Origin of the sequence: Spongiactinospora rosea, assembly GCF_003315795.1 — a bacterium.
GTDB lineage: Bacteria > Actinomycetota > Actinomycetes > Streptosporangiales > Streptosporangiaceae > Spongiactinospora > Spongiactinospora rosea.
The window spans coordinates 299,750-319,595 of sequence record NZ_QMEY01000004.1 but is presented as its reverse complement, the minus strand read 5'-3'; the positions used below and the strand labels follow the sequence as shown (position 1 = coordinate 319,595).

Below are 19,846 nucleotides of genomic sequence, written 5' to 3'. Positions count from 1 at the left end.
GGCACCGGCGATCAGCGCCCGAGCCGCGACGCGAAGCGTCGCAATGAGCACCCCAACAAAACCGGTAAAGCTGGTAGGAAATATTGGCTTTCGGTCATCGGGATCGTAGCTTCATGAACATGAGCAGGACCACCCATGACTGAGACCCTGCCGGACCTGGCGGTCGACCGGGACCGATTTCGGCGGGCGCTCGCCGTCCATGCCGCCGGAGTCGTCATCGTCACCGCGACCAGCGGCGACACGCCGGTCGGCCTCACCGCGACCTCGTTCACCTCTGTCAGCCTCGACCCCCCGCTCGTCTCCTTCTACGTGGACCGATCATCGAGCACCTGGCCCTGGATGCGGACCGCCGAGCACTTCGTGGTCAACATCCTGGCCAGCGAGCAGGCCGAGCTCGCCGCCAGGTTCGCGCGCAAGGACATCGACAGGTTCGCCGCCCCCACCCGGTGGAACCGCGGCCCGCTCGGCCAGCCGGTGCTCGACGACGTGTCGGGTCACCTGTACTGCCGCCCGCGTGAGGTCATCGCCGTGGGCGACCACTTCCTCGTCGTCGGGCTGGTCACTGACGTGAGCGTGCGGGCGGCGACCCGCCCGCTGCTGTACCACCAGGGAAGGTTCGGGCGGTTCGCGCCCCACAACCCCTGACCGGAACGCCTGCCGGGCTCACGGCCGCACGTCGTGCCAGCGCGCGACGGCGGCCAGGTGGTCCTTCCTGCCGATGGCGACCAGGTTGGAGCGGTAGAGCCCGATCGCGCCGGGCGCGTCCAGCTCGGCGCGGGAGTGGGGGAGCAGGCGGTCGTTCAGCTCGTCCACGACGAACACCCAGGGGTAGTGCGCGTAGACCTGGTCCAGCAGCTCGCCGGCCGGGCATCCGCAGTTGGCCTGGAGCTCGGGGTGCACCTCGAACAGGAGGGTGGGCAGCCCGGCCAGGGTCGCTGCGGCCCCGCGCAGCACGAACCCCTCGTACCCCTCCACGTCGATCTTGATGATGTCCGGCCGCTCGTCCCGGCCGGCCAGGTAGGCGTCGATCGAGGTCATCGGCACGGTGACCGTGCCCCCGGGCGCGTCCGGCGCGGTCCCGGCGTTGGCGGCCGACGCCGAGTGCTTGCCCGACTGCTCGCCGGACAGGTGCAAGGTCAGCTCGCCCTCCTCGGCCCCCACCGCCATGGGCTCCACCGTGACGCGTCCGGCGAGGTCGTTGGCCTCGATGTTGCGTCGCAGGTAGCCGAGGTTTTCGGGGACCGGTTCGAAGGCGGTCAGCCTGCCGTGCGGGGGCAGGTGGGCGGCGCCCGCGCAGGCATACACGCCGATGTTGGCCCCCACGTCCAGGATCATGCCGCCGGTCGCGGCGGCGAGCCGTTCGAAGATCGAGACCTCGAACTTCTCGTAGTAGCCGCCCGCGACCGACGGCATGACCGTGCGGTCCCAGGCCGGGCCGGTCAGGCTGAGCCCCCGGTAGGCGGCCGTGACGTCGCTCGCGTGCTCGCCGGTGACGCCCGCGCGGAACACCGCGTGGTAGATCTTGTTGACCAGCGGGAAACGGCGGACACTGCGGCCGCGCAGGGCCACGCGCACGACGCGTGAGCGGTTGGCGGCCCGCGCCGCGCGCATCAGGGAGATGGCGATCCCGCGCCGCAGGTTTCTGCTCGGCATGGCATTCGGCATGCCCACGAGTCTGGCCGAAAACGGCCCCGCGCACACATCGGCTGGCGCCGGGACGCGGGGCACGATACATTGAGGAGTTAGTGCTTAACGTATGAGCACAACTCACTTCCAAGTTTATTATCCCATGGGGGGCAGGCGTTGTCAACCGATGAGATCGCCCGCGAGCAGGAGTACGTGTCAATGCTCTACGGCCGGCTCGACGACCTGCGGGAGCGAACGGCGCGACGCCTTTCCGCGACGCTGCGCGAAGACCTGCCCTCCGGGCCGGGGGACAGCGGTCAGGCGCTGGTCGAGCGCGACGTCGCGGCGACCCGGCACACCCGGCGGCTCGCGCAGATCGACGCGGCGGAGCGGGGGCTCTGCTTCGGCCGGCTGGACCTGAGCGACGGCGAGCGCTACCACATCGGCAGGATCGGCATCCACGACGACACCGGCGAGGACTACGAGCCGCTGCTGCTCGACTGGCGCGCCCCCGCCGCCCGCCCCTTCTACGTCGCCACGGGCGCGTCCCCGCACGGCGTACAGCGGCGCAGGCACATCTCCACCACGGGCCGCACGGTCACCGCGATCAGTGACGAGACGCTCGACTTCACCTCGGCCGACCCCGAGGCCCTGACCGGCGAGGCCGCCCTGCTCGCCGCGCTGACGGCGGGCCGCACCGGGCGGATGAGCGACATCGTGGAGACCATCCAGGCCGAGCAGGACGAGATCATCCGGTCCCCCCACCGGGGCGTGCTCGTCGTGCAGGGCGGCGCGGGCACCGGCAAGACCGTGGTCGCCCTGCACCGCGCGGCCTATCTGCTCTACACCCACCGCGACCTGCTCGAACGGCGGGGCGTGCTGATCGTCGGCCCCAACGCCACCTTCCTGCGCTACATCGGCGAGGTACTGCCCTCGCTGGGCGAGACCGGCGTGCTGCTGGCCACCGTCGGCGAGCTGTTCCCCGGGGTGACCGGCGACCGGCCCGAGCCGCCCGCCGTGGCCGAGGTCAAGGGCCGCCCGCAGATGGCCGACGTCCTCGCCGCCGCCGTACGCGACCGGCAGTGGGTCCCTGACGAAGACCTCACCGTCGTGCACGACGATCGGGAGCTGACTCTGTCGCCCGAGATCTGCGCCCGCATCCGCGAGCAGGTGCGCGCCACCAGGCTGCTGCACAACGAGGCGCGCCCGCTGGTGGTCAAGGCCGTGGCGGACGTCCTCACCCGGCAGTACGCGGCCCGGCTCGGCGAGGGCATCGAGGACGGGGACGACCTGCTCGACGCCGACGACCTCAAACTGATCCGCAAGGAGATGCTGGAGGAGAACCACGAGGTCTGGGCCGTGATCGACCGGCTCTGGCCGGTACTCACCCCGCAGCGGCTGCTTTCCGACCTGTTCGCCGCCCCCGGACGGCTGGCCGCCGCCGCGCCCGGCCTCCCGGGCCGCGACCTGCTGGCCCGCGAGCCAGGCGGCGGGTGGACCGCCGCCGACGTACCGCTGCTGGACGAGGCCGCCGAACTGCTCGGCCGCGACGAACGCGCGGCCAGGGCCGCCGAGGCCGCCGAACGGCGCGAGCGGATCGCCTACGCGCAGGGCGTCCTGGACATCTCCGAGGGGTCGCGCTCGCTGGACGTGGACGTCGCCGGAGAGGCCGAGATGCTGTCGGCCGCCGACGTGATCGACGCCGAGCGGTTCGCCGAGCGGCACGAGGAGGGCGACCGGCGCGGCGTGGCCGAGCGGGCGGCGGCCGACCGTACCTGGACCTTCGGGCACGTCATCGTGGACGAGGCCCAGGAGCTGTCGCAGATGGCCTGGCGGATGCTGATGCGCCGGGTCCCCACCAGGTGGATGACCCTGGTCGGCGACATCGCCCAGACCGGCCACCCGGCCGGGGCCACGTCCTGGCGGGCGGCGCTCGCCCCCTACGTCGGCGACCGGTGGGTGCTCCGCACGCTCAACGTCAACTACCGGATGCCCGCCGAGGTCATGGACGTGGCCGCGGGCGTGCTCACCCTGCTGGACCCGGAGCTGACCGTGCCGCGCTCGGTACGCGAGACCGGCGAGTCCCCCTGGCAGACCCGGACGGACGACCTGCCCGCCCTGGTCGCCGCCGAGGCGGGCCTGGTCGGCGAGGGCAGGCTGGCGGTCCTGGTGCCCACGTCAGGGCTGGGGGAGGCGCGTGAGCTGATCGTCGGCGACCGCGCGGCCGGCGCCGACCTGGGCGACCGGGTGGTGGTACTGGACGTGAGCGGGGCCAAGGGCCTGGAGTTCGACTCGGTGCTGGTGGTGGACCCGGCGCGGATCGTCGCCGAGTCGGCGCGCGGCCTCTCCGACCTCTACGTCGCGCTCACCAGGACCACCCGCCGCCTCGGGGTCGTCCACGACGGCGACCTGCCCGCGCCGCTGGCCGGGCTGCCCGCCCGCCCGTAGCGCCCCGCGCGGCCGTGGACGAGCCGGATGTTACGTGAGACATTGCGCTGGCTCTCGTCAGCACAGCCCCGGGAGGAAACGCATGTCTCACGAACGACGGCGGGCCGGTTTAGCCTGCGTGCCGATGGCGCTGGCCATCGGCATCGCGCTGAGCCCGCCCGCGTCGGCGGCGGCCGGACCCACCGTCACGGTCGAGAACGGACGCACCCAGCCGGTGTTCTCCTACGCCGACGCCATCCGCGAGCACGTCTACGTCGAGTCCCCGCTCGACGGCGACGCCGACGGCAGGAAGGACCGGGTCCGGGTGGACATCATCCGGCCCAGGGAGTCCGGGCCGCGGCTGAAGGTCCCGGTGATCATCGACGAGAGCCCGTACTACGACAACTCCGGGCGCGGCAACGAGTCCGAGCGCAAGCTGTACGATGCCGCGGGCGAGGTGTCCCGGTTCCCGCTGTTCTACGACAACTACTTCGTCCCCCGCGGCTATGCCGTGCTCAACGTGGACATGGCGGGCACCACCCGGTCCGACGGCTGCCCGGACTCCGGCGGCCGGTCCGACGTGCTCGGCGGCAAGGCCGTCATCGACTGGCTGAACGGCCGCGCCCGCGCCTACCGCGCCGACGGCACTCCCGCCGCCGCCACCTGGACCAACGGCGACGCCGCCATGATCGGCAAGTCCTACGACGGCACCCTGGCCAACGCGGTCGCGGCCACCGGCGTGGAGGGCCTGAAGACCATCGTGCCGATCTCCGCGATCAGCTCGTGGTACCGCTACCAGCGGATGAACGGCGTCGTCTACGTCTACGACTACATGTCCTGGCTGGCCGACTTCGTGGACACCGACCCGCCGGCCAAGTGCGCCGCGGTACGCGCGCGGCTGGACGCCGAGGACGGCGACACGACCGGCGACTACAACGCGTTCTGGAAGGAGCGCGACTACCTGGCCGGTTCGCTCGCCGCCGCGCGGAACATCCGGGCCAGCGTCTTCGCCGTCCACACCGCCAACGACCTCAACGTCAAACCCGACCAGTTCGCCACCTGGTGGCGGGCGTTGGGCCGGTACGGGGTGCCGCGCAAGGTGTGGGTCGGGCAGTACCACCACGTGGACCCCTTCGACTTCCGCCGCGACGCCTGGGTGGACACCCTGCACCGCTGGTTCGACCACTGGCTGTACCGGGTGCCGAACGGCATCATGCGCGAGCCCCGCGCCGACGTGCAGACCGGCCCGGACACCTGGATCACCCAGCGGGACTGGCCCGCCCCCGCCGCGATCCGGGTGCCGCTGCGCCCCGGCCCCGGCGGCACGCTCGGCCTGCGGCCCGCCCGGCGCGGCGCGCAGGCGTCGTTCACCGACATCTCCCAGCCCGAGGACGTCATGGTCGCCGACGTGGGCACCCCCGCGCCCGGGAGGCTGGCCTTCGTCACCGGCGAACTTCCGCTGGACCTGCGCCTGTCCGGCACCCCGGAGGTCGATCTGCGGCTCAAGCTGGACCGGCCGACCGCCAACCTGACCGCGCTGCTCGTGGACTACGGCGCGGCGCCCCGGGTGGACTGGCGGCGCGGCCAGGGCATCACCACCGTCGCCGAGGAGAGCTGCCACGGCGACGCGGCCGGACTCGACGACGGCTGCTACCGCAAGACCGTCACCAACACCACCGAACGCCCTGTGGAGGTCATCGCCAGGGGCTGGATCGACGCCCAGAACCGGCGTTCGGTGAGCCGCCCCGCCCCGCTGCGGCCCGGCGTGTACGCCGACGTCCGCTGGGACACCCTGCCGCACGACTACGTCTTCCGTAAGGGGCACCGGCTGGGCCTGATCATCGCGGGCACCGACCGCGACTTCAGCCAGGAGGCCGCGACCGGCGCGACCGTGACGCTCGACCTGTCCAGGAGCGAGGTCAACGTCCCGCTCGTACCGCCCAGGAGCCTGACCGCCCCCGACCGGCTCGACCAACCCGACCAACCCGACCAGCTCGACCAGCTCGGCTTGCCCGAGCCGCAGGCCGACTGGCGCGGGCCCGCCTACGTCCCGCTGCCCGTACCGGAGCCGCGCCTGCACTGACGACCCGGACAACAGGACCCATCGATCACCGAGCCCGCTGACCAGGGCGTGCGCCGCCCCATCGGCGGGCTCGGACCGGCCCGGCCCCCCGGCACGGTGGATAACCGTTGGGAAGTGCCCCACAGGCTTGCCTATCCTTGCTGGGGACGGCCGCGCCGCAGGCGGCCGGGAAAGCGACCATGGGGCCTTCTTCGTGACATCTCCGCTCGATGAGCTGCGCGCTCGCCTGCCTGAGCTGACCCTGCGCGACCAGCGGCGGCTGCGCCGCAGGCTGGAGGGCGCGCGCAAGGTGCGCAACCGCGCCGCCCAGCAGAAGATCGCGGCGGAGATCGCGGCCGAGATGACGGCGGCCGAGTCGCGCGTCGCGGCACGCCGTTCGGCCGTGCCCGAGATCACCTATCCCGAGGCCCTGCCGGTCAGCGCCCGCCGCGACGACATCCTCGCGGCGATCCGCGACCACCAGGTCGTGATCGTCGCGGGGGAGACCGGCTCGGGCAAGACCACCCAGCTTCCCAAGATGTGCCTGGAGCTGGGCCGCGGGGTCAACGGCCTGATCGGGCACACCCAGCCGCGCAGGATCGCCGCCCGCACAGTGGCCGAGCGGATCGCCGAGGAGCTGGGCGGCGAGGTCGGCCACGCGGTCGGCTACAAGGTGCGCTTCACCGACCATGTGGCCGAACAGACGCTGGTCAAGGTGATGACCGACGGCATCCTGCTGGCCGAGCTGCAGGGCGACCGGATGCTCGACCAGTACGACACGCTGATCATCGACGAGGCGCACGAGCGCAGCCTCAACGTCGACTTCATCCTCGGCTACCTCAAACAGCTGCTGCCCAGGCGCCCCGACCTGAAGGTGATCATCACCTCCGCCACGATCGACCCCGAGCGCTTCTCCCGCCACTTCGGCGACGCGCCGATCGTCGAGGTCTCCGGCCGCACCTACCCGGTCGAGGTGCGCTACCGGCCGCTCGACGACGACCAGGACGACCAGATCTCCGCCATCTCCGCGGCGATCGACGAGCTGTGCGCCGAAGGCCCCGGCGACATCCTGGTCTTCCTCAGCGGCGAGCGCGAGATCCGCGACACCGCCGACGCCCTGGCCAAACAGAACCTCAAGAACACCGAGATCCTGCCGCTGTACGCCCGGCTGTCGGCCGCCGAGCAGCACCGGGTGTTCCAGCGCCACTCGGGGCGGCGGGTCGTGCTGTCCACCAACGTGGCCGAGACCTCGCTCACCGTCCCCGGCATCAAGTACGTCGTCGATCCCGGCTTCGCCCGGATCTCCCGCTACAGCCACCGGACCAAGGTGCAGCGGCTGCCCATCGAGGCGATCTCCCAGGCGTCGGCCAACCAGCGCAAGGGCCGCTGCGGCCGGGTCTCCGACGGCATCTGCATCCGCCTGTACGCCGAAGACGACTTCCTGACCCGCCCGGAGTTCACCGACCCGGAGATCCTGCGCACCAACCTGGCGTCGGTCATCCTGCAGATGACCTCCATCGGGCTCGGCGACATCGCGGCCTTCCCGTTCGTCGATCCGCCGGACCAGCGTCAGGTCAAGGACGGCGTCAACCTGCTGCGCGAGCTGGGCGCGTTCGACGAGACCAGGCGGATCACCCCGCTCGGCCGCAGGCTGGCCGCGCTGCCGGTGGACCCGCGGCTGGCCCGCATGGTGATCGAGGCCGACCGCAACGGCTGCGTCCGCGAGGTCATGGTGGTCGCCGCCGCGCTGTCCATCCAGGACCCGCGCGAACGCCCCTCGGACAAACAACAGGCCGCCGACGAGAAGCACCGCCGGTTCGCCGACAAGGAATCCGACTTCCTCACCTACCTCAACCTCTGGCGGCACCTCCAGGAGCAGCAGAAGGAGCTGTCCTCCAGCCAGTTCCGCCGCATCTGCAAGGCCGACTTCCTCAACTACCTGCGGGTCCGCGAGTGGCAGGACGTCTATGGCCAGTTGCGGCAGATGTCCAAGTCGCTGGGCATCACCCTGAACAGCACCCCCGGCGACGAACAGAAGATCCACATCTCGCTGCTCGCCGGTCTGCTCTCCCACCTCGGCGTCAAGGACCTCGACAAGCGCCAGCCCCAGGAGGGCCAGCGCCGCCCGATCACCGAGTACATCGGGGCGCGCAACGCCCGGTTCGCCATCTTCCCCGGCTCGGCGCTGGCCAAGAAGCAGCCGCAGTGGGTGATGTCCGCCGAGCTGGTGGAGACCTCCCGGCTCTGGGCCAGGGTCAACGCCAAGATCGAGCCGGAGTGGGTCGAGCCGCTGGCCCAGCACCTGATCAAGCGCACCTACTCCGAGCCGCACTGGGAGAAGTCCCAGGGCGCGGTGATGGCCTTCGAGAAGGTCACCCTGTACGGCGTGCCGATCGTCGCGCAACGCAAGATCAACTACGGCCGGGTCGATCCCGAGCTGTGCCGCGAGTTGTTCATCCGGCACGCCCTGGTGGAGGGCGACTGGGAGACCCACCACGCCTTCTTCCGGGACAACCGCAAGCTGCTCGCCGAGGTCGAGGAGCTGGAGGAGCGGGCCAGGCGGCGCGACATCCTGGTCGACGACGAGACCCTGTTCGACTTCTACGACCAGCGGGTCGGCGCCGACGTCGTCTCCGCCCGCCACTTCGACGCCTGGTGGAAGCAGGCCAGGCAGGACGACCCCGACCTGCTCAACTTCGAGAAATCGATGCTGATCAGCGAGCGGGCGGGCGAGGTCAGCGAACAGGACTACCCCGACATCTGGCGGCAGGGCGCCCTGCGGTTCCCGCTGACCTACCAGTTCGAGCCCGGGGCCGACGCCGACGGCGTGACCGCGCACATCCCGCTCTCGCTGCTCAACCAGGTCTCCCCGGACGGCTTCGACTGGCAGATCCCCGGCCTGCGCGCCGAGCTGGTCACCGCGCTGATCCGGGCGCTGCCCAAGGTGCTGCGGCGCAACTTCGTGCCCGCGCCCGAGTTCGCCCGGCGGGTGCTCGAACGCGCCAGGCCCCGCGAGGAGCCGCTGCTCACCGTGCTGTCCCGGGAGCTTGCGCAGATGACGGGGGTCGTCCTGGCCCCCGGCGACTGGCAGCTCGCCCAGGTGCCGGACCACCTGAAGATCACCTTCCGGGTGGTGGAGGGCAAGCGCACCCTCGCCGAGGACAAGGACCTTGCCGAACTCAAGCGCCGCCTGGCCCCCCGGCTGCGGGCCACCCTGTCGCGGGCGGGCGGCGGCCTGGAGCGCACCGGGCTGCGCGACTGGACCGACCTCGGCACCCTGCCCAAGACCTTCGAGCAGCGCCGGATGCGGGCCTACCCGGCGCTCGCCGACGAGGGCGGCAGCGTCGCGGTGCGGCTGTTCGAGACCGAGGCCGAGCAGCGCCGCGCGATGTGGACCGGCACCCGCCGCCTGGTGCTGCTGGGCAGCCCGTCACCGGCCAAGTGGGTGCTCGGGCAGCTCGGCAACCAGCAGAAACTGATGCTCAGCCGCAGCCCGCACGCCGGGGCGGCGGCGTTGTTCGACGACTGCGTGGACTGTGCCGCCGACCGGCTCATCGCCGACGCCGGCGGCCCGGCCTGGGACGAGGCGGCCTTCGCCCGGGTACGCGACCATGTGCGGGCTGAGTTGTTCGACGTGACGCTCGACGTGGTGACCAAGGTCGAGGGCATCCTCGGGATCTGGCACGACGTGACGATGACGCTCGCGTCGATGCGTTCGGGGCCCGCCGTGGAGGACGTCAGGGACCAGATCGGCAGGCTCGTCTTCCCGGGCTTCGTCACCGCCACCGGCCTGCGCCGCCTGCCCGATCTCAATCGCTACCTGCGCGCCGCCCAGCGTCGCCTGGCCAAACTCCCCGACGACCCCTTCCGGGACGAGGAGTGGATGCTCACCGTCCACCGCGTCGAGGACGACTACCACGACCTGCTCGACTCGCTCACCCCCGACCGGCGCGGCGACGACGACGTGACCGAGATCCGCTGGATGATCGAGGAACTACGGGTCAGCTTCTTCGCCCAGACCCTCGGCACCCCCTACCCGGTGTCGGAAAAGCGCATCCGCAAGGCCATGGACAAGATCACCGGCTGATCACTTGAAGATCGACGTGTCGAGCTCGATGCCGATCGGCTCGGGCAGCCGGATCGGCGTGCCGAAGGGGACCTTGGAGATGACGCTGTAGGCGTCGTCCTTGAGGCCGCTGAAGACGGTGACCGAAGGCTGCGTGTCCTCGGGGTCGATCAACAGGTACATCGGGACCCTGCCGAGGGCGAACAATCGCAGCTTCTGCTCGCGATCCACCCTGATGCTGCCGGGGGAGACCACCTCGGCGACCATGATCAACCACGATGAGACCAGCTCGCTGTCGCCCCACTGGGGACAGTCGACCGGGGCTATCACGAAGTCGGGTTCCACGGAATCGCGGGGACCTTCGATACAGACGCCGCAGTGGCCGGGGAACGCCTCCCAGTCTTTCTCGGCGGCGATCGGGTCCATGACCCGGAACAGGGCGGCGATGCGCCGACCGTGCTTGGTGGTGCCGGCGGGACTCACGATGAGCTTTCCTTCAATGATCTCGGCCCGAAGCCGGGGAAGCGGGGGGAGGGCGCCGAGGAGTTCTCTCGGCGTGGCGGGAAGCCGCCGGTCGTCGCCGGGGACGAGTTCGGCGTGCGGCAGGGGCGGGGGGGCCGGGGGCTGCGGCTCCACCAGGGGCTCCCAGGGGTCGTCGTACTGGGTCTCCTGGGCCTCTTCCGCCTCGTCTCCTGCCTCTTCCGCTGCTTCTACCGCCTCCTCTTCCGCCGAATCTTCAGCTACGACCTTCGCGGCACGACGAACTTTCGTTATGACCATGGCTCTATCCCTTCGTGGTCGAACGGACACGTTGAGTATCGCATGCCGGTGCCGGGCGTGCTGGCCGTTAGGGTGTTCGAATGCGGGAGATACGGGCGCTGGTGTTCGACGTGGGCGAGACGCTGATCGATGAGACGCGGATCTGGGCGCGGTGGGCCGATCGGCTCGGCGTGCCGCGGCTGACGCTGATGGGGCTGATCGGCGGGATGGCGGCGCTCGGGCGGTCGCAGACGGACGCGCTGCGGCTGGTCCGGCCCGACTTCGACCTGACCGCCGAGTCCGCCGCGTGGCGCCGCGAAGACCCCACCGGCCTGCGGGAGAACTTCGACGCCGACGACCTCTACCCCGACGTGCGGCAGGCGCTCGGCGCGCTGCGCGACGCCGGCTACCAGGTGGTGCTGGCGGGCAACCAGCCGCCGCAGGCCGCCGGGGCGCTGGCCGCGATGGACCTCCCGGTGGACGCCATCCACACCTCGGCCGAGTGGGGCGTGGAAAAGCCCGAGCCCGCGTTCTTCGCCAAGGTGGCGTCGGTGGTGGGCCGCGAGCCCGCCGAGATCCTCTACGTCGGCGACCGGCTGGACAACGACGTGCTGCCCGCCCGCGCCGCCGGGATGCGCACCGCGCTGCTGCGCCGCGGGCCGTGGGGCTTCCTGCACGCGGCGCGGCCGGAGGCGGCGCAGGCCGACGTCGTGATCGGCGGGCTGACCGAGCTGACCGCCCTCCTACACCCCAGGGTGTAGCCCGGCCGCCCACCGTGGGCTGATGCCCCGCCCGGTGGTCCACCGCGATGCTGACAGGCGTGCAAGCCGGTGCCTGGCCGCGAACGTCGCGGGAGCGCGGTGCCGGGAGATCTTCCGAAGAAGGGGCGTCCGATGACGGCAGCGGCCGGGTCCACGCGTACGGCAGGGCGGGCGGGGGCGGTGGTGACCTCCCTGCGGGTCGCCGTGGCGCTGCACGTGGCCTCCATCCTGGTGCAGGCGGTGACCGCGGGGCAGATGATCGGCGGGGCGGACATGCGCGGCCTGCACGGCGCGGGGTCCGCGGCGGTCCATGTGCTGGGCCTCGTCCAACTCGTGCTGGCGGTCGTGTACTGGCGTGCGGGTCGCGGGCCGGGGTGGCCGGCGGCGGCCAGCCTGGTGCTGCTCCTGCTGGGGTTCGGCCAGTCGATGACCGGGGGGATGGGCGCGGCTTCGACGCACGTGCCGCTCGGCCTGCTCACCTTCGGGGTCGCGGTGGCCATCCTGGTCGTGGTGTTCCGGCCCGCCCGGACGGACTGAACGGCGGTACGGCGTGCGAGCCCCCGCGGTGCCGCACGCCGTACCGGACAAGAGACCGGACGAGATGCCGGGCAAGGTGCCGGGCCCCGCACGCGGCGCGCCCCCCACGGCCGTGCCGCGTGCGGGTGGAGTCCCGCGTGGCCGCGCGGGCTCCGTGCCCTCCCGGTGAAGCGGTGGTCAGCCCTTGGCCGCGGACGGCGCCGCGCCCGCGGCGAGGTCCACGTCACGGGTCTCCGGGGCGATGGCCAGGCCCGCGACGGTGAGCACCAGCGCCGCCAGGACGTACAGCGAGATGGCCACGGTGCCGCCGGTCGCCTCCAGCAGGGCCAGGGCGATGCTCGGCGCGAGCGCCCCGCCGAGCACGCCCGCGATCTGGTAGCCCATCGAGGCCCCGCTGTAGCGCAGCCGGGTGCTGAACAGCTCGGCGATGAACGCGGCCTGCGGGCCGTACATCGCGGCGTGGGTGATCAGGCCCACGATGGCCGCGACCGTGATCAGCAGCGGTGACCGGGTGTCCAGCAGCGGGAAGAAGGCGAAGATCCACACTCCGGCGGCCACCGTGCCCGCCAGGTAGACCGGGCGCCTGCCGTACCGGTCGGACAGCGCGCCGAACAGCGGGATCAGCACGAGCTGCACCGCCGAGCCGATGAGCACCGCGTTGAGCCCGACCGAGCGCGGCAGGCCGTGCACGTTGGCCACGTACTGGACGATGAACAGGGCGAAGGTGTAGAAGGCGACGTCCACCCCGATCCGCGCCCCGATCGCCGACAGCAGGGCTCTCGGGTGGGCGCGCAGCACGTCCAGCACCGGCATCCTGGCCTTCGCGCCGGCCTGCTCGACGGCCGAGAACAGCGGCGACTCGGCGATCCGCAGCCGGATCCACAGCCCCACGATGACCAGCGCGCCGGAGAGCAGGAACGGGACGCGCCAGCCCCAGCTCAGGAACGCCTCCTCCGGGAGGGTCACCGACATCAGCCCCAGCATCGCGGCGGCCAGCAGGTTTCCGGCCGGGACGCCCACCTGGGGCCAGCTCGCGTTGAACCCGCGCCTGCGCGCGTCGCCGTGCTCGATGGACATCAGCACCGCCCCGCCCCACTCCCCGCCGAGGCCGAGCCCCTGCAGGAAGCGCAGGATGACCAGCAGCAGCGGGGCCGCCACGCCGATCGAGGCGTAGCCGGGCAGCGCGCCGATGAGCACCGTGGCGATCCCCATCAGGAGCAGCGTCACGACGAGGATGTTCTTGCGCCCCACCCGGTCGCCGAAGTGGCCGAACACGATGCCGCCGACCGGGCGGGCGACGAAGCCCACCGCGAAGGTGGCGAACGCCAGGAACGTGCCCGCGAGCGGGTCGAAAGTGGGGAAGAACAGCTTGTTGAAGACGAGCGTGGCCGCCGTACCGTACAGGAAGAAGTCGTACCACTCCAGTGAGGTGCCGATGAGGCCGGCGACGATCACACGCCGCGCCTGGGACTGTGGGCCGGTCATCGTGTGCTCCGCTTCTGTGCGCGGGAGATTTCCTTCAACATAAGGATTGTTCAACAATTCGACAAGAGGTTTGTGGAATGATTTCTTGGCTGGATGGAGCAACTCACGGCGCTGGAGCACGACCGCGAGCGCCTGGGCCGCAGCAGCACGGCCGAGAAGGTCGCCGACATCCTGCGGGAGCGGATCGCCGAGGGGTTCTTCACCCCCGGGGAGCGATTGTCGGAGATGGAGATCGGCAAGGCGCTCGGCGTCTCCCGCAACACGCTGCGGGAGGCGTTCCGGCTGCTCTCCCATGAGGGGCTGCTCACCCACCGGCTCAACCGGGGGGTGTTCGTCAAGGTCCTCTCCGCCGAAGACGTGTCCGACCTCTACCGGGTGCGGCGGGTGATCGAGGGCGCCGCCGTACGGCGGGCCACCCCCGAGGGCCTGGCCGCGCTGCGCGAAGCGCTCGCGGAGGGCGACCGGGCGGTCCAGGAGGGCCGCTGGCGCGACGTCGGCACCGCCAACCTCCGCTTCCACCAGGCCCTGGCCAAGATGAACGGCAGCGAGCGGCTGGATGACCTGATGCGCCAGTTGCTGGCCGAGCTGCGCCTGGTCTTCCACGTGATGATCGACCCGCGGCTGTTCCACGGTCCGTTCGTCCCCCGGAACAAGGATCTGGTAGCGCTGCTGGAGGCGGGCGACCACGACCGCGCCGAGCGCGAGCTGGAGATCTACCTCGACGACGCCGAGGCGATGCTGATCGAGGCCTTCCGCCGCGCCGGGCCCGGCGCGGCCTGAGCCGTTCACGGCCACGAATTTCCCCGGAAACGGACGGGCGCATACCGGACCCGGGGAACAGCACGAAGATGAGCGCAGTGCCGCCCGACGGGCTGACCGCGAGCCGCCCGGCGCAGGAGCTGATCAGGCGGCAGCTCGACCGGCTGCGCGGGGACATGCGCCGCGACGCCGTGATCAGCGCGACCGTCTGCGAGCTGGCGGCCAGGATGGGGATACGCCCGGTGGACGCCTCGGAATACCTCGCAGGGCTGTCCCGGGAGAGCGGCGTGGACGTGCTGGAGGTCGCCCTGTCGATGCGCGGCGGCGAGCCGCCCTCGATCCCCGAGGAGGCCAGGACCCGCGTCCCGGAGTGGATCAACGTCGCGCTCCAGGTCCCGCACGTCTCGGCCTGCTACCTCGTGCCGATCAACGACCGGGCGGGCCGCGTGATCGACTTCTACTACGCCGCGATGAGCCCGGGCGCGACGGACGTGACCGGGCGGTCCGCCGACCGGCTCACCGGCCACCGGCTGATCGTGCGCAACCCCGGGGTGGTGCGCTCCTCGCTGTACGACGAGTACGTGCGCGTGATGGAGACGGGGGAGTCCATGCACCGCGGGCCCTTCGAGTACGTCGAGGTGCTGGGGGACCGGCTGTGGCCCGCCTCGATCACCGCCAGGGCGGTACGCGCGGCCGACGGCCTGCTCACCTCCTGGCGCGCCCACGACGACGAGGAGCGGCTGGTGGCCGGCTGGGAGCGGGCGCAGCGCATCGCCGAACTCGGCTGGGGCGAGTGGAACCTGGCCACCGGCAAGGTCCGCTGGACCCGCCAGATGTACGAGATCTTCGGCAGGGAGGACGGCGAGGGCCCGATGCCCATCGACGTCTTCCCCGGCAAGATCGTGCCCGAGGACCAGGCAGTGGTCGATGAGGGGGTGCGCACGCTGCTGGAGTACCGCGAGGCCGCCGAGACCGAGTTCCGGGCCATGCACCGGCACGGCGTCAGGCACATCCGGATGGTGAGCGAGCCGGTCCTGGACAGCGCGGGCGTGCTGATCGCGATCCGGGTGCTGGCCATCGACATCACCGCGAGCCGCCGCCGCGAGCGCGCGCTGGCCGCCGCGCACAGCCGGGCCGTGCAGGCGCGCAGGCAGGCCGCGGAGGAGCAGCGGGTGGCCGCCCGGCTCCAGGACACCCTGCTGCCGCTGCGCCGCGGCGCGCTGGACCTTCCCGGGCTGCGCGTCGGCCTGCGCTACTATCCCGGCGAGGAGGTCGATCGGCTGGGCGGCGACTGGTACAAGGCCCGGACGCTGCCCGACGGCCGGGTGCTGCTCGCCGTCGGCGACGCGATGGGCCACGGCCTGACCGCGGCCAGCCTGATGGCGCAGATGCGCAGCGGCCTGGCCGGGCTGGCGTACACGGGCGCGCCCGCCGACCGGCTCGGCACCTGGCTGAACGAGCTGATCTACCACGGCGCGGGCGCCATCACGGTCACCGGTACCGCGATCATCGGGCACTTCGACCCTGAGACGGGCGAGCTGGCCTGGATCTGCGCGGGCCACCCCGCGCCGGTGCTGCTGCGGGACGGCACGGCCACCCTGCTCCAGGTGCGGCCCGGCCCGATCATGGGCGCGATGGAGTCGCCCTCCTACACGCTGGAGACGACGCCGCTGCGCCGCGGTGATTTGGTGCTCCTCTACACCGACGGGGTCGTCGAGCGGCGCGGGCGCGACATCGAGGAGGGGTTCGAGGCCCTGCTGGCGGCGGCCCACGGCGCCGCGGCCGAGGAGGACCCGGAGCGGGTGCTGGACCGCGTCCTCGGCGAGCTGCGCGACGAACGCGGCGAGGACGACATCTGCATCCTGGCCGTGCGCGTGCTGTGATCAGGGTGCCTCGCCGCGCGGGCGGTAGCGCCCGGCCAGCCGGGCGAGCTTCAGGCTGAGGTGCAGGGTCAGCCGCTCGCCGCCGTCCTTGAGGTCCGCGCCGGTCAGCTCGGAGACGCGTTGCAGCCGGTAGTACAGCGAGGTGCGGTGCAGCCGCAGCGTCCGTGAGGTGGCGACCGCACTGCCCGCGAGGTCCAGGTAGGTCTCCAGCGTCTCCAGCAGCGGGAGGTGGGCGTCGTCGGCGAACAGCGGCTCCAGCCCCGGGTGCAGCCCGAACGTCCCCGGCGGGAACTGCGTCAGCAGCCGGTAGACGCCGAGCCCGGCCCACTCCACCGTCCGGCCCAGCCCGCTGATCCGCAGCGCGATCTCGGCGGCCTGGGCCGCCTCCAGGTAGGAGCCCGCCGCCAGGTGCAGCGCGGGCCGCGGCCTGCCCACCCCGACGACGACCGCCCCGGCCGTCGCCTCGTGCACGTCGTCCGGCCGTACCGCGCATCCTTCGGCCAGCAGCACCCCGTGGTCGAAGCGGACCAGGTGCAGCAGCTTGCGCGCCCCCGCCCTCCTGCGCACCGCCAGCAGCCCCTGCTCCAGCGCCAGCCGGGAGGCGTCGTCGGCCTCCCGCACGGACACGGGCCGGACCACCAGCGCGGTGACCGGCCCCCGCTGTGGGAAGGCCCCCGCCTCGATCAGCGTCCTGGCCGCCGCCCCCGCCGCGCCCGCCAGGAGTTCGGTGACCGCCTCCAGTTCCCGGCGCGAGGCCAGCCCGCTGGCCATGCTCTCCCGGAACAGCGCCAGCGCGACCGCGGGCGTGGCCCGCGCGGCGACCTCCACCTCCGCGTCGGTCATGCGCGGCCCGGCGTCGATGAACCACAGGAACCCGAGCAGCCGCCCGCCGTGCCTGGCCGGCAGGCACACCCGGGGTAACAGGCCGAGCCCGGGGGCGGCCGGGGTGCGCAACGGCCCGGCCGACTCGTGGATGCCCGCCTGGCGCAGCCACTCGCGGACCTCCGTCGCGGTGTGCCTGCGCAGGATGGAGTCGCGCCTGATGTCGTCGATCGGCCCGTTCTGCTCGCTGTAGGCGACCACCCGTTGCAGGCGGTCCTCAAGGAGCAGCGGCCGGCGCAGCCGGGACGCGAGATCGTCCACAAGGCCCTGGAGATCGCCGGCCATGACACCTCCGATCAGCCATTTTTGTCAACTGTCGGAAAAATGACCGCGCACCTTCCCTACAACTGTTCGGTGATCTACGTCAAGAGCGTATGTAGCGTCCTTCGCTGAGTGTGTCGTGGCGCAGGCCGTAGCGCGGAGGGGTGATGCTGTGAGCAGCCGGAGGTTCGTCAGGTCGTTGATCGCGGCGGCCTTGCTCGTCCCGCTCGCGGTGACGGGCACGACCGTGTCCAGCGTGGTGCCCGCCGTCGCCGAGCCGCCCCCGCAGCCCGAGCACCCCTGGCGGTACGACCACTGGCCGCAGGCCCAGCCGTGGCAGAGCGACGGGCCGGGCGCGCGGGTACGCGTCGCGGCCGGGGCCCCGGACCCGATCGACCCACAGAACTGGAAGAACCCCGACAACATGACGTGGGCCGACTACCGAAAGCCCCCGGGCACCAACTGGGCCGACCCCTCGGTCAAGGGCTCGGTCCGCACCTTCAAGGGCGCGCTCGTCCTGCTGGACTATCCCAACCAGCCGTTCGTGGTCACCCAGCCGCAGGGCTCCACGGTCTTCAAGAACCCGAGCGCCGAGGCCCACGACATCCCGCGCGACCGGGTCGCCCGCTTCTACCAGGACTTCCTCAACACCCCGAACCAGACCAACCGCGGGCACACCATCCACGAGTACTGGATGGAGGACTCCGGCGGGCGCTACGGCGTGGACCTCACCTCCTTCGGCCCGTACCAGATGCCGGGCAAGGACCACGAGTACGGGATGGAGTTCCAGGGGAACACCGCCTGCCCCGCCGGTGACAGGTGCGACCGCAACCTGCGCACCGACGGCCGCGCCGCATGGATCGCCGACGTCGGGCAGCAGGTGCCCGCCGGGTTCGACTTCGTCTTCTTCCTCAGCGCCGGGCAGGACGAGTCGGCCACCTGGCAGGAGTTCGGGATGATGAAGTTCCCGGTCAAGGAGCAGGTCACCGACGACTTCGGGCCCCCCGACCCGGCCCTGCCCAACTGGGCGAACACCCGCTACGTCGACTGGACCTCCTGGGCGTCGGCGTCGTCGATGTGGCCGAACGCCGAGGCCGGTTCCTCCACCCAGGCGGAGAGTTCCGGGCAGGGCGTCTTCGCCCACGAGCTGAGCCACATCCTGGGCATCGGCGACAACTACAACAACCCCTACGGCGTGCCCCCGCGCCGCGCCTACACCGGCATCTGGGAGATGCTCAGCCGCGGCTCCTTCAACGGCCCCGGCGGCCCGCACAGCCGGTGGAGCATCCCGCCCACCGGCGGCGGCTCGATGGGCGCCCAGCACATGCTGCGCAACAAGATCAAGCTGGGCCTGGTGGACGAGGCCAACGTGCTGCGCCTGTCGCGTGAGGCGCTGGACGAGTCCGGGCTCGTGGTGGCCAAGGTCACCGCCCGCGTCGTCCAGCCGGGGAGCAAGGGCCTCTCCGGGGTAAACGTCGCCTTCGGCACCGGCGACAAGAGCCCGGCCTGCGACCCCGCCAAGGACCCGTTCTGCGACGGCGGCGGCTATGACAACTACACCATCGAGGTCGTGGACCGGATGGGCGCCGACTCCTTCACCCCTGACGCAGGCGTGCTGCTCGCCAAGACCAGGAACGAGGAGGTCCGGCCGTTCAAGCCGTTCGAGTGGGTGATCGACGCCAATCCGCAGGACATCGGGATGACCGACTACGTGCTGCCGGACGGCACCGCCGTGCCGATCACCGTGGGCGACTACCGCCAGCTCTCCGACGCGCTGTTCCACGCCGGGACCGGCTCGGGCAGTGAGTTCGAGTACGTGGACGAGGCCAACCGGCTGCACTTCTACGTACTGGACGTGCACCGCGACCGGCGCGGCGTGCTCTCCTACACCGTGGCGATCCGCTCCCTGGACGGCGCGGGCGAGCAGCGGCGCGGCGTACGGCTGTCGTCCACCGCCGGGGTCCCGGCGGGCGGCTCCTGGGCCAGGTGCACCTTCCCGCTGCGCAACACGGGCAGGGCGGGTGCGCCGGGCGGCGCGCACCCCGAGGACGTCGGCTCCTACCTGCGCTCCGACGTCTACCGGCTGTCGGCCAAGGCGCATGGCAAGGGCTGGTCGGTGGCGCTGCCCAACGAGCTGGCCACGGCCCGCTTCGGCGAGACGGTGTTCGTACCGGTGCACGCCAAGCGGTCGGGCGGCGACCGGATCGGCAAGATCACCCTCACCGCCCGTTCCGAGAGCGACCCGGCGAGGACCGCGACCGCCACCTGCGTCGCCCGCGCCCACCGCTGAACCCCGCCGAACTCCCCGCCGCGCGAACGCACCGGTCCCCCGGGCATC

At 71.9% G+C, this 19,846-nt stretch carries 13 protein-coding genes; 9 read left to right on the top strand and 4 right to left on the bottom strand.

Features of this window, described 5'->3' with window-relative positions:
• Positions 1-135 precede the first annotated feature (135 nt).
• The gene (locus DP939_RS13335; RefSeq protein ID WP_113980974.1) at positions 136-645 is read left to right on the top strand and encodes a flavin reductase family protein; all 510 of its coding nucleotides are present in this window, start codon (positions 136-138) and stop codon (positions 643-645) included.
• A gap of 18 nt (positions 646-663) precedes the next feature.
• Here DP939_RS13335 and DP939_RS13330 read toward each other — a convergent pair whose 3' ends face one another.
• Positions 664-1,665 carry an FkbM family methyltransferase gene (locus DP939_RS13330; RefSeq protein WP_113980973.1) on the bottom strand — a complete coding sequence of 334 codons (1,002 nt, stop codon included), beginning with the start codon at positions 1,663-1,665 and terminating at the stop codon, positions 664-666.
• 138 nt (positions 1,666-1,803) lie between these two features.
• Here DP939_RS13330 and DP939_RS13325 point away from each other — a divergent pair, with 138 nt between their 5' ends.
• From DP939_RS13325 to hrpA, 3 genes are all read left to right on the top strand, one after another.
• Positions 1,804-4,074, top strand: a complete 2,271-nt coding sequence (locus tag DP939_RS13325; protein WP_113980972.1) for a HelD family protein — start codon at positions 1,804-1,806, stop codon at positions 4,072-4,074.
• Between the two features lie 82 nt (positions 4,075-4,156).
• Complete coding sequence (locus tag DP939_RS13320; protein ID WP_113980971.1) at positions 4,157-6,136, top strand: Xaa-Pro dipeptidyl-peptidase; 1,980 nt, start codon at positions 4,157-4,159, stop codon at positions 6,134-6,136.
• Between the two features lie 193 nt (positions 6,137-6,329).
• Positions 6,330-10,202, top strand: a complete 3,873-nt coding sequence (hrpA, locus tag DP939_RS13315) for an ATP-dependent RNA helicase HrpA (RefSeq protein WP_113980970.1) — start codon at positions 6,330-6,332, stop codon at positions 10,200-10,202.
• Here hrpA and DP939_RS13310 read toward each other — a convergent pair whose 3' ends face one another.
• Positions 10,203-10,961: a Uma2 family endonuclease gene (locus tag DP939_RS13310; protein WP_113980969.1), complete on the bottom strand. Its 759-nt coding sequence runs from the start codon at positions 10,959-10,961 to the stop codon at positions 10,203-10,205.
• Between the two features lie 80 nt (positions 10,962-11,041).
• Here DP939_RS13310 and DP939_RS13305 point away from each other — a divergent pair, with 80 nt between their 5' ends.
• Entirely contained in the window at positions 11,042-11,701 is a 660-nt protein-coding gene (locus DP939_RS13305; RefSeq protein WP_113980968.1) for an HAD family hydrolase, read from the top strand.
• Positions 11,702-11,833: 132 nt separating this feature from the next.
• Positions 11,834-12,238, top strand: a complete 405-nt coding sequence (locus DP939_RS13300; RefSeq protein ID WP_113980967.1) for a hypothetical protein — start codon at positions 11,834-11,836, stop codon at positions 12,236-12,238.
• A 177-nt stretch (positions 12,239-12,415) separates the two neighbouring features.
• Here DP939_RS13300 and DP939_RS13295 read toward each other — a convergent pair whose 3' ends face one another.
• Entirely contained in the window at positions 12,416-13,723 is a 1,308-nt protein-coding gene (locus DP939_RS13295) for an MFS transporter (protein ID WP_113980966.1), read from the bottom strand.
• Between the two features lie 93 nt (positions 13,724-13,816).
• Here DP939_RS13295 and DP939_RS13290 point away from each other — a divergent pair, with 93 nt between their 5' ends.
• Together DP939_RS13290 and DP939_RS13285 are read left to right on the top strand one after the other, a co-directional pair.
• Entirely contained in the window at positions 13,817-14,503 is a 687-nt protein-coding gene (locus tag DP939_RS13290; protein ID WP_113980965.1) for a GntR family transcriptional regulator, read from the top strand.
• 68 nt (positions 14,504-14,571) lie between these two features.
• The gene (locus tag DP939_RS13285) at positions 14,572-16,365 is read left to right on the top strand and encodes a PP2C family protein-serine/threonine phosphatase (protein WP_113980964.1); all 1,794 of its coding nucleotides are present in this window, start codon (positions 14,572-14,574) and stop codon (positions 16,363-16,365) included.
• Here the strand turns inward: DP939_RS13285 and DP939_RS13280 are convergent, their stop codons facing one another.
• Entirely contained in the window at positions 16,366-17,532 is a 1,167-nt protein-coding gene (locus DP939_RS13280) for a PucR family transcriptional regulator (RefSeq protein ID WP_113980963.1), read from the bottom strand. It abuts the gene before it with no gap.
• Positions 17,533-17,680: 148 nt separating this feature from the next.
• Between DP939_RS13280 and DP939_RS13275 the strand changes: the two genes are divergently transcribed.
• A complete protein-coding gene (locus tag DP939_RS13275) occupies positions 17,681-19,798 on the top strand; it encodes a M6 family metalloprotease domain-containing protein (protein ID WP_113980962.1) in 2,118 nt (705 codons plus the stop codon).
• The last annotated feature ends 48 nt before the right edge of the window (positions 19,799-19,846 follow it).

Bases quoted from the DNA above. Each gene is read 5' to 3' on its own strand.
- DP939_RS13290 (WP_113980965.1), top strand. From the start codon at position 13,817: ATGGAGCAACTCACGGCGCTGGAGCACGACCGCGAGCGCCTGGGCCGC.
- DP939_RS13295 (WP_113980966.1), bottom strand. From the start codon at position 13,723: ATGACCGGCCCACAGTCCCAGGCGCGGCGTGTGATCGTCGCCGGCCTC.
- DP939_RS13335 (WP_113980974.1), top strand. From the start codon at position 136: ATGACTGAGACCCTGCCGGACCTGGCGGTCGACCGGGACCGATTTCGG.
- DP939_RS13310 (WP_113980969.1), bottom strand. From the start codon at position 10,961: ATGGTCATAACGAAAGTTCGTCGTGCCGCGAAGGTCGTAGCTGAAGAT.
- DP939_RS13280 (WP_113980963.1), bottom strand. From the start codon at position 17,532: ATGGCCGGCGATCTCCAGGGCCTTGTGGACGATCTCGCGTCCCGGCTG.
- DP939_RS13305 (WP_113980968.1), top strand. From the start codon at position 11,042: ATGCGGGAGATACGGGCGCTGGTGTTCGACGTGGGCGAGACGCTGATC.
- DP939_RS13300 (WP_113980967.1), top strand. From the start codon at position 11,834: ATGACGGCAGCGGCCGGGTCCACGCGTACGGCAGGGCGGGCGGGGGCG.
- DP939_RS13285 (WP_113980964.1), top strand. From the start codon at position 14,572: ATGAGCGCAGTGCCGCCCGACGGGCTGACCGCGAGCCGCCCGGCGCAG.
- DP939_RS13320 (WP_113980971.1), top strand. From the start codon at position 4,157: ATGTCTCACGAACGACGGCGGGCCGGTTTAGCCTGCGTGCCGATGGCG.
- DP939_RS13330 (WP_113980973.1), bottom strand. From the start codon at position 1,665: ATGCCGAATGCCATGCCGAGCAGAAACCTGCGGCGCGGGATCGCCATC.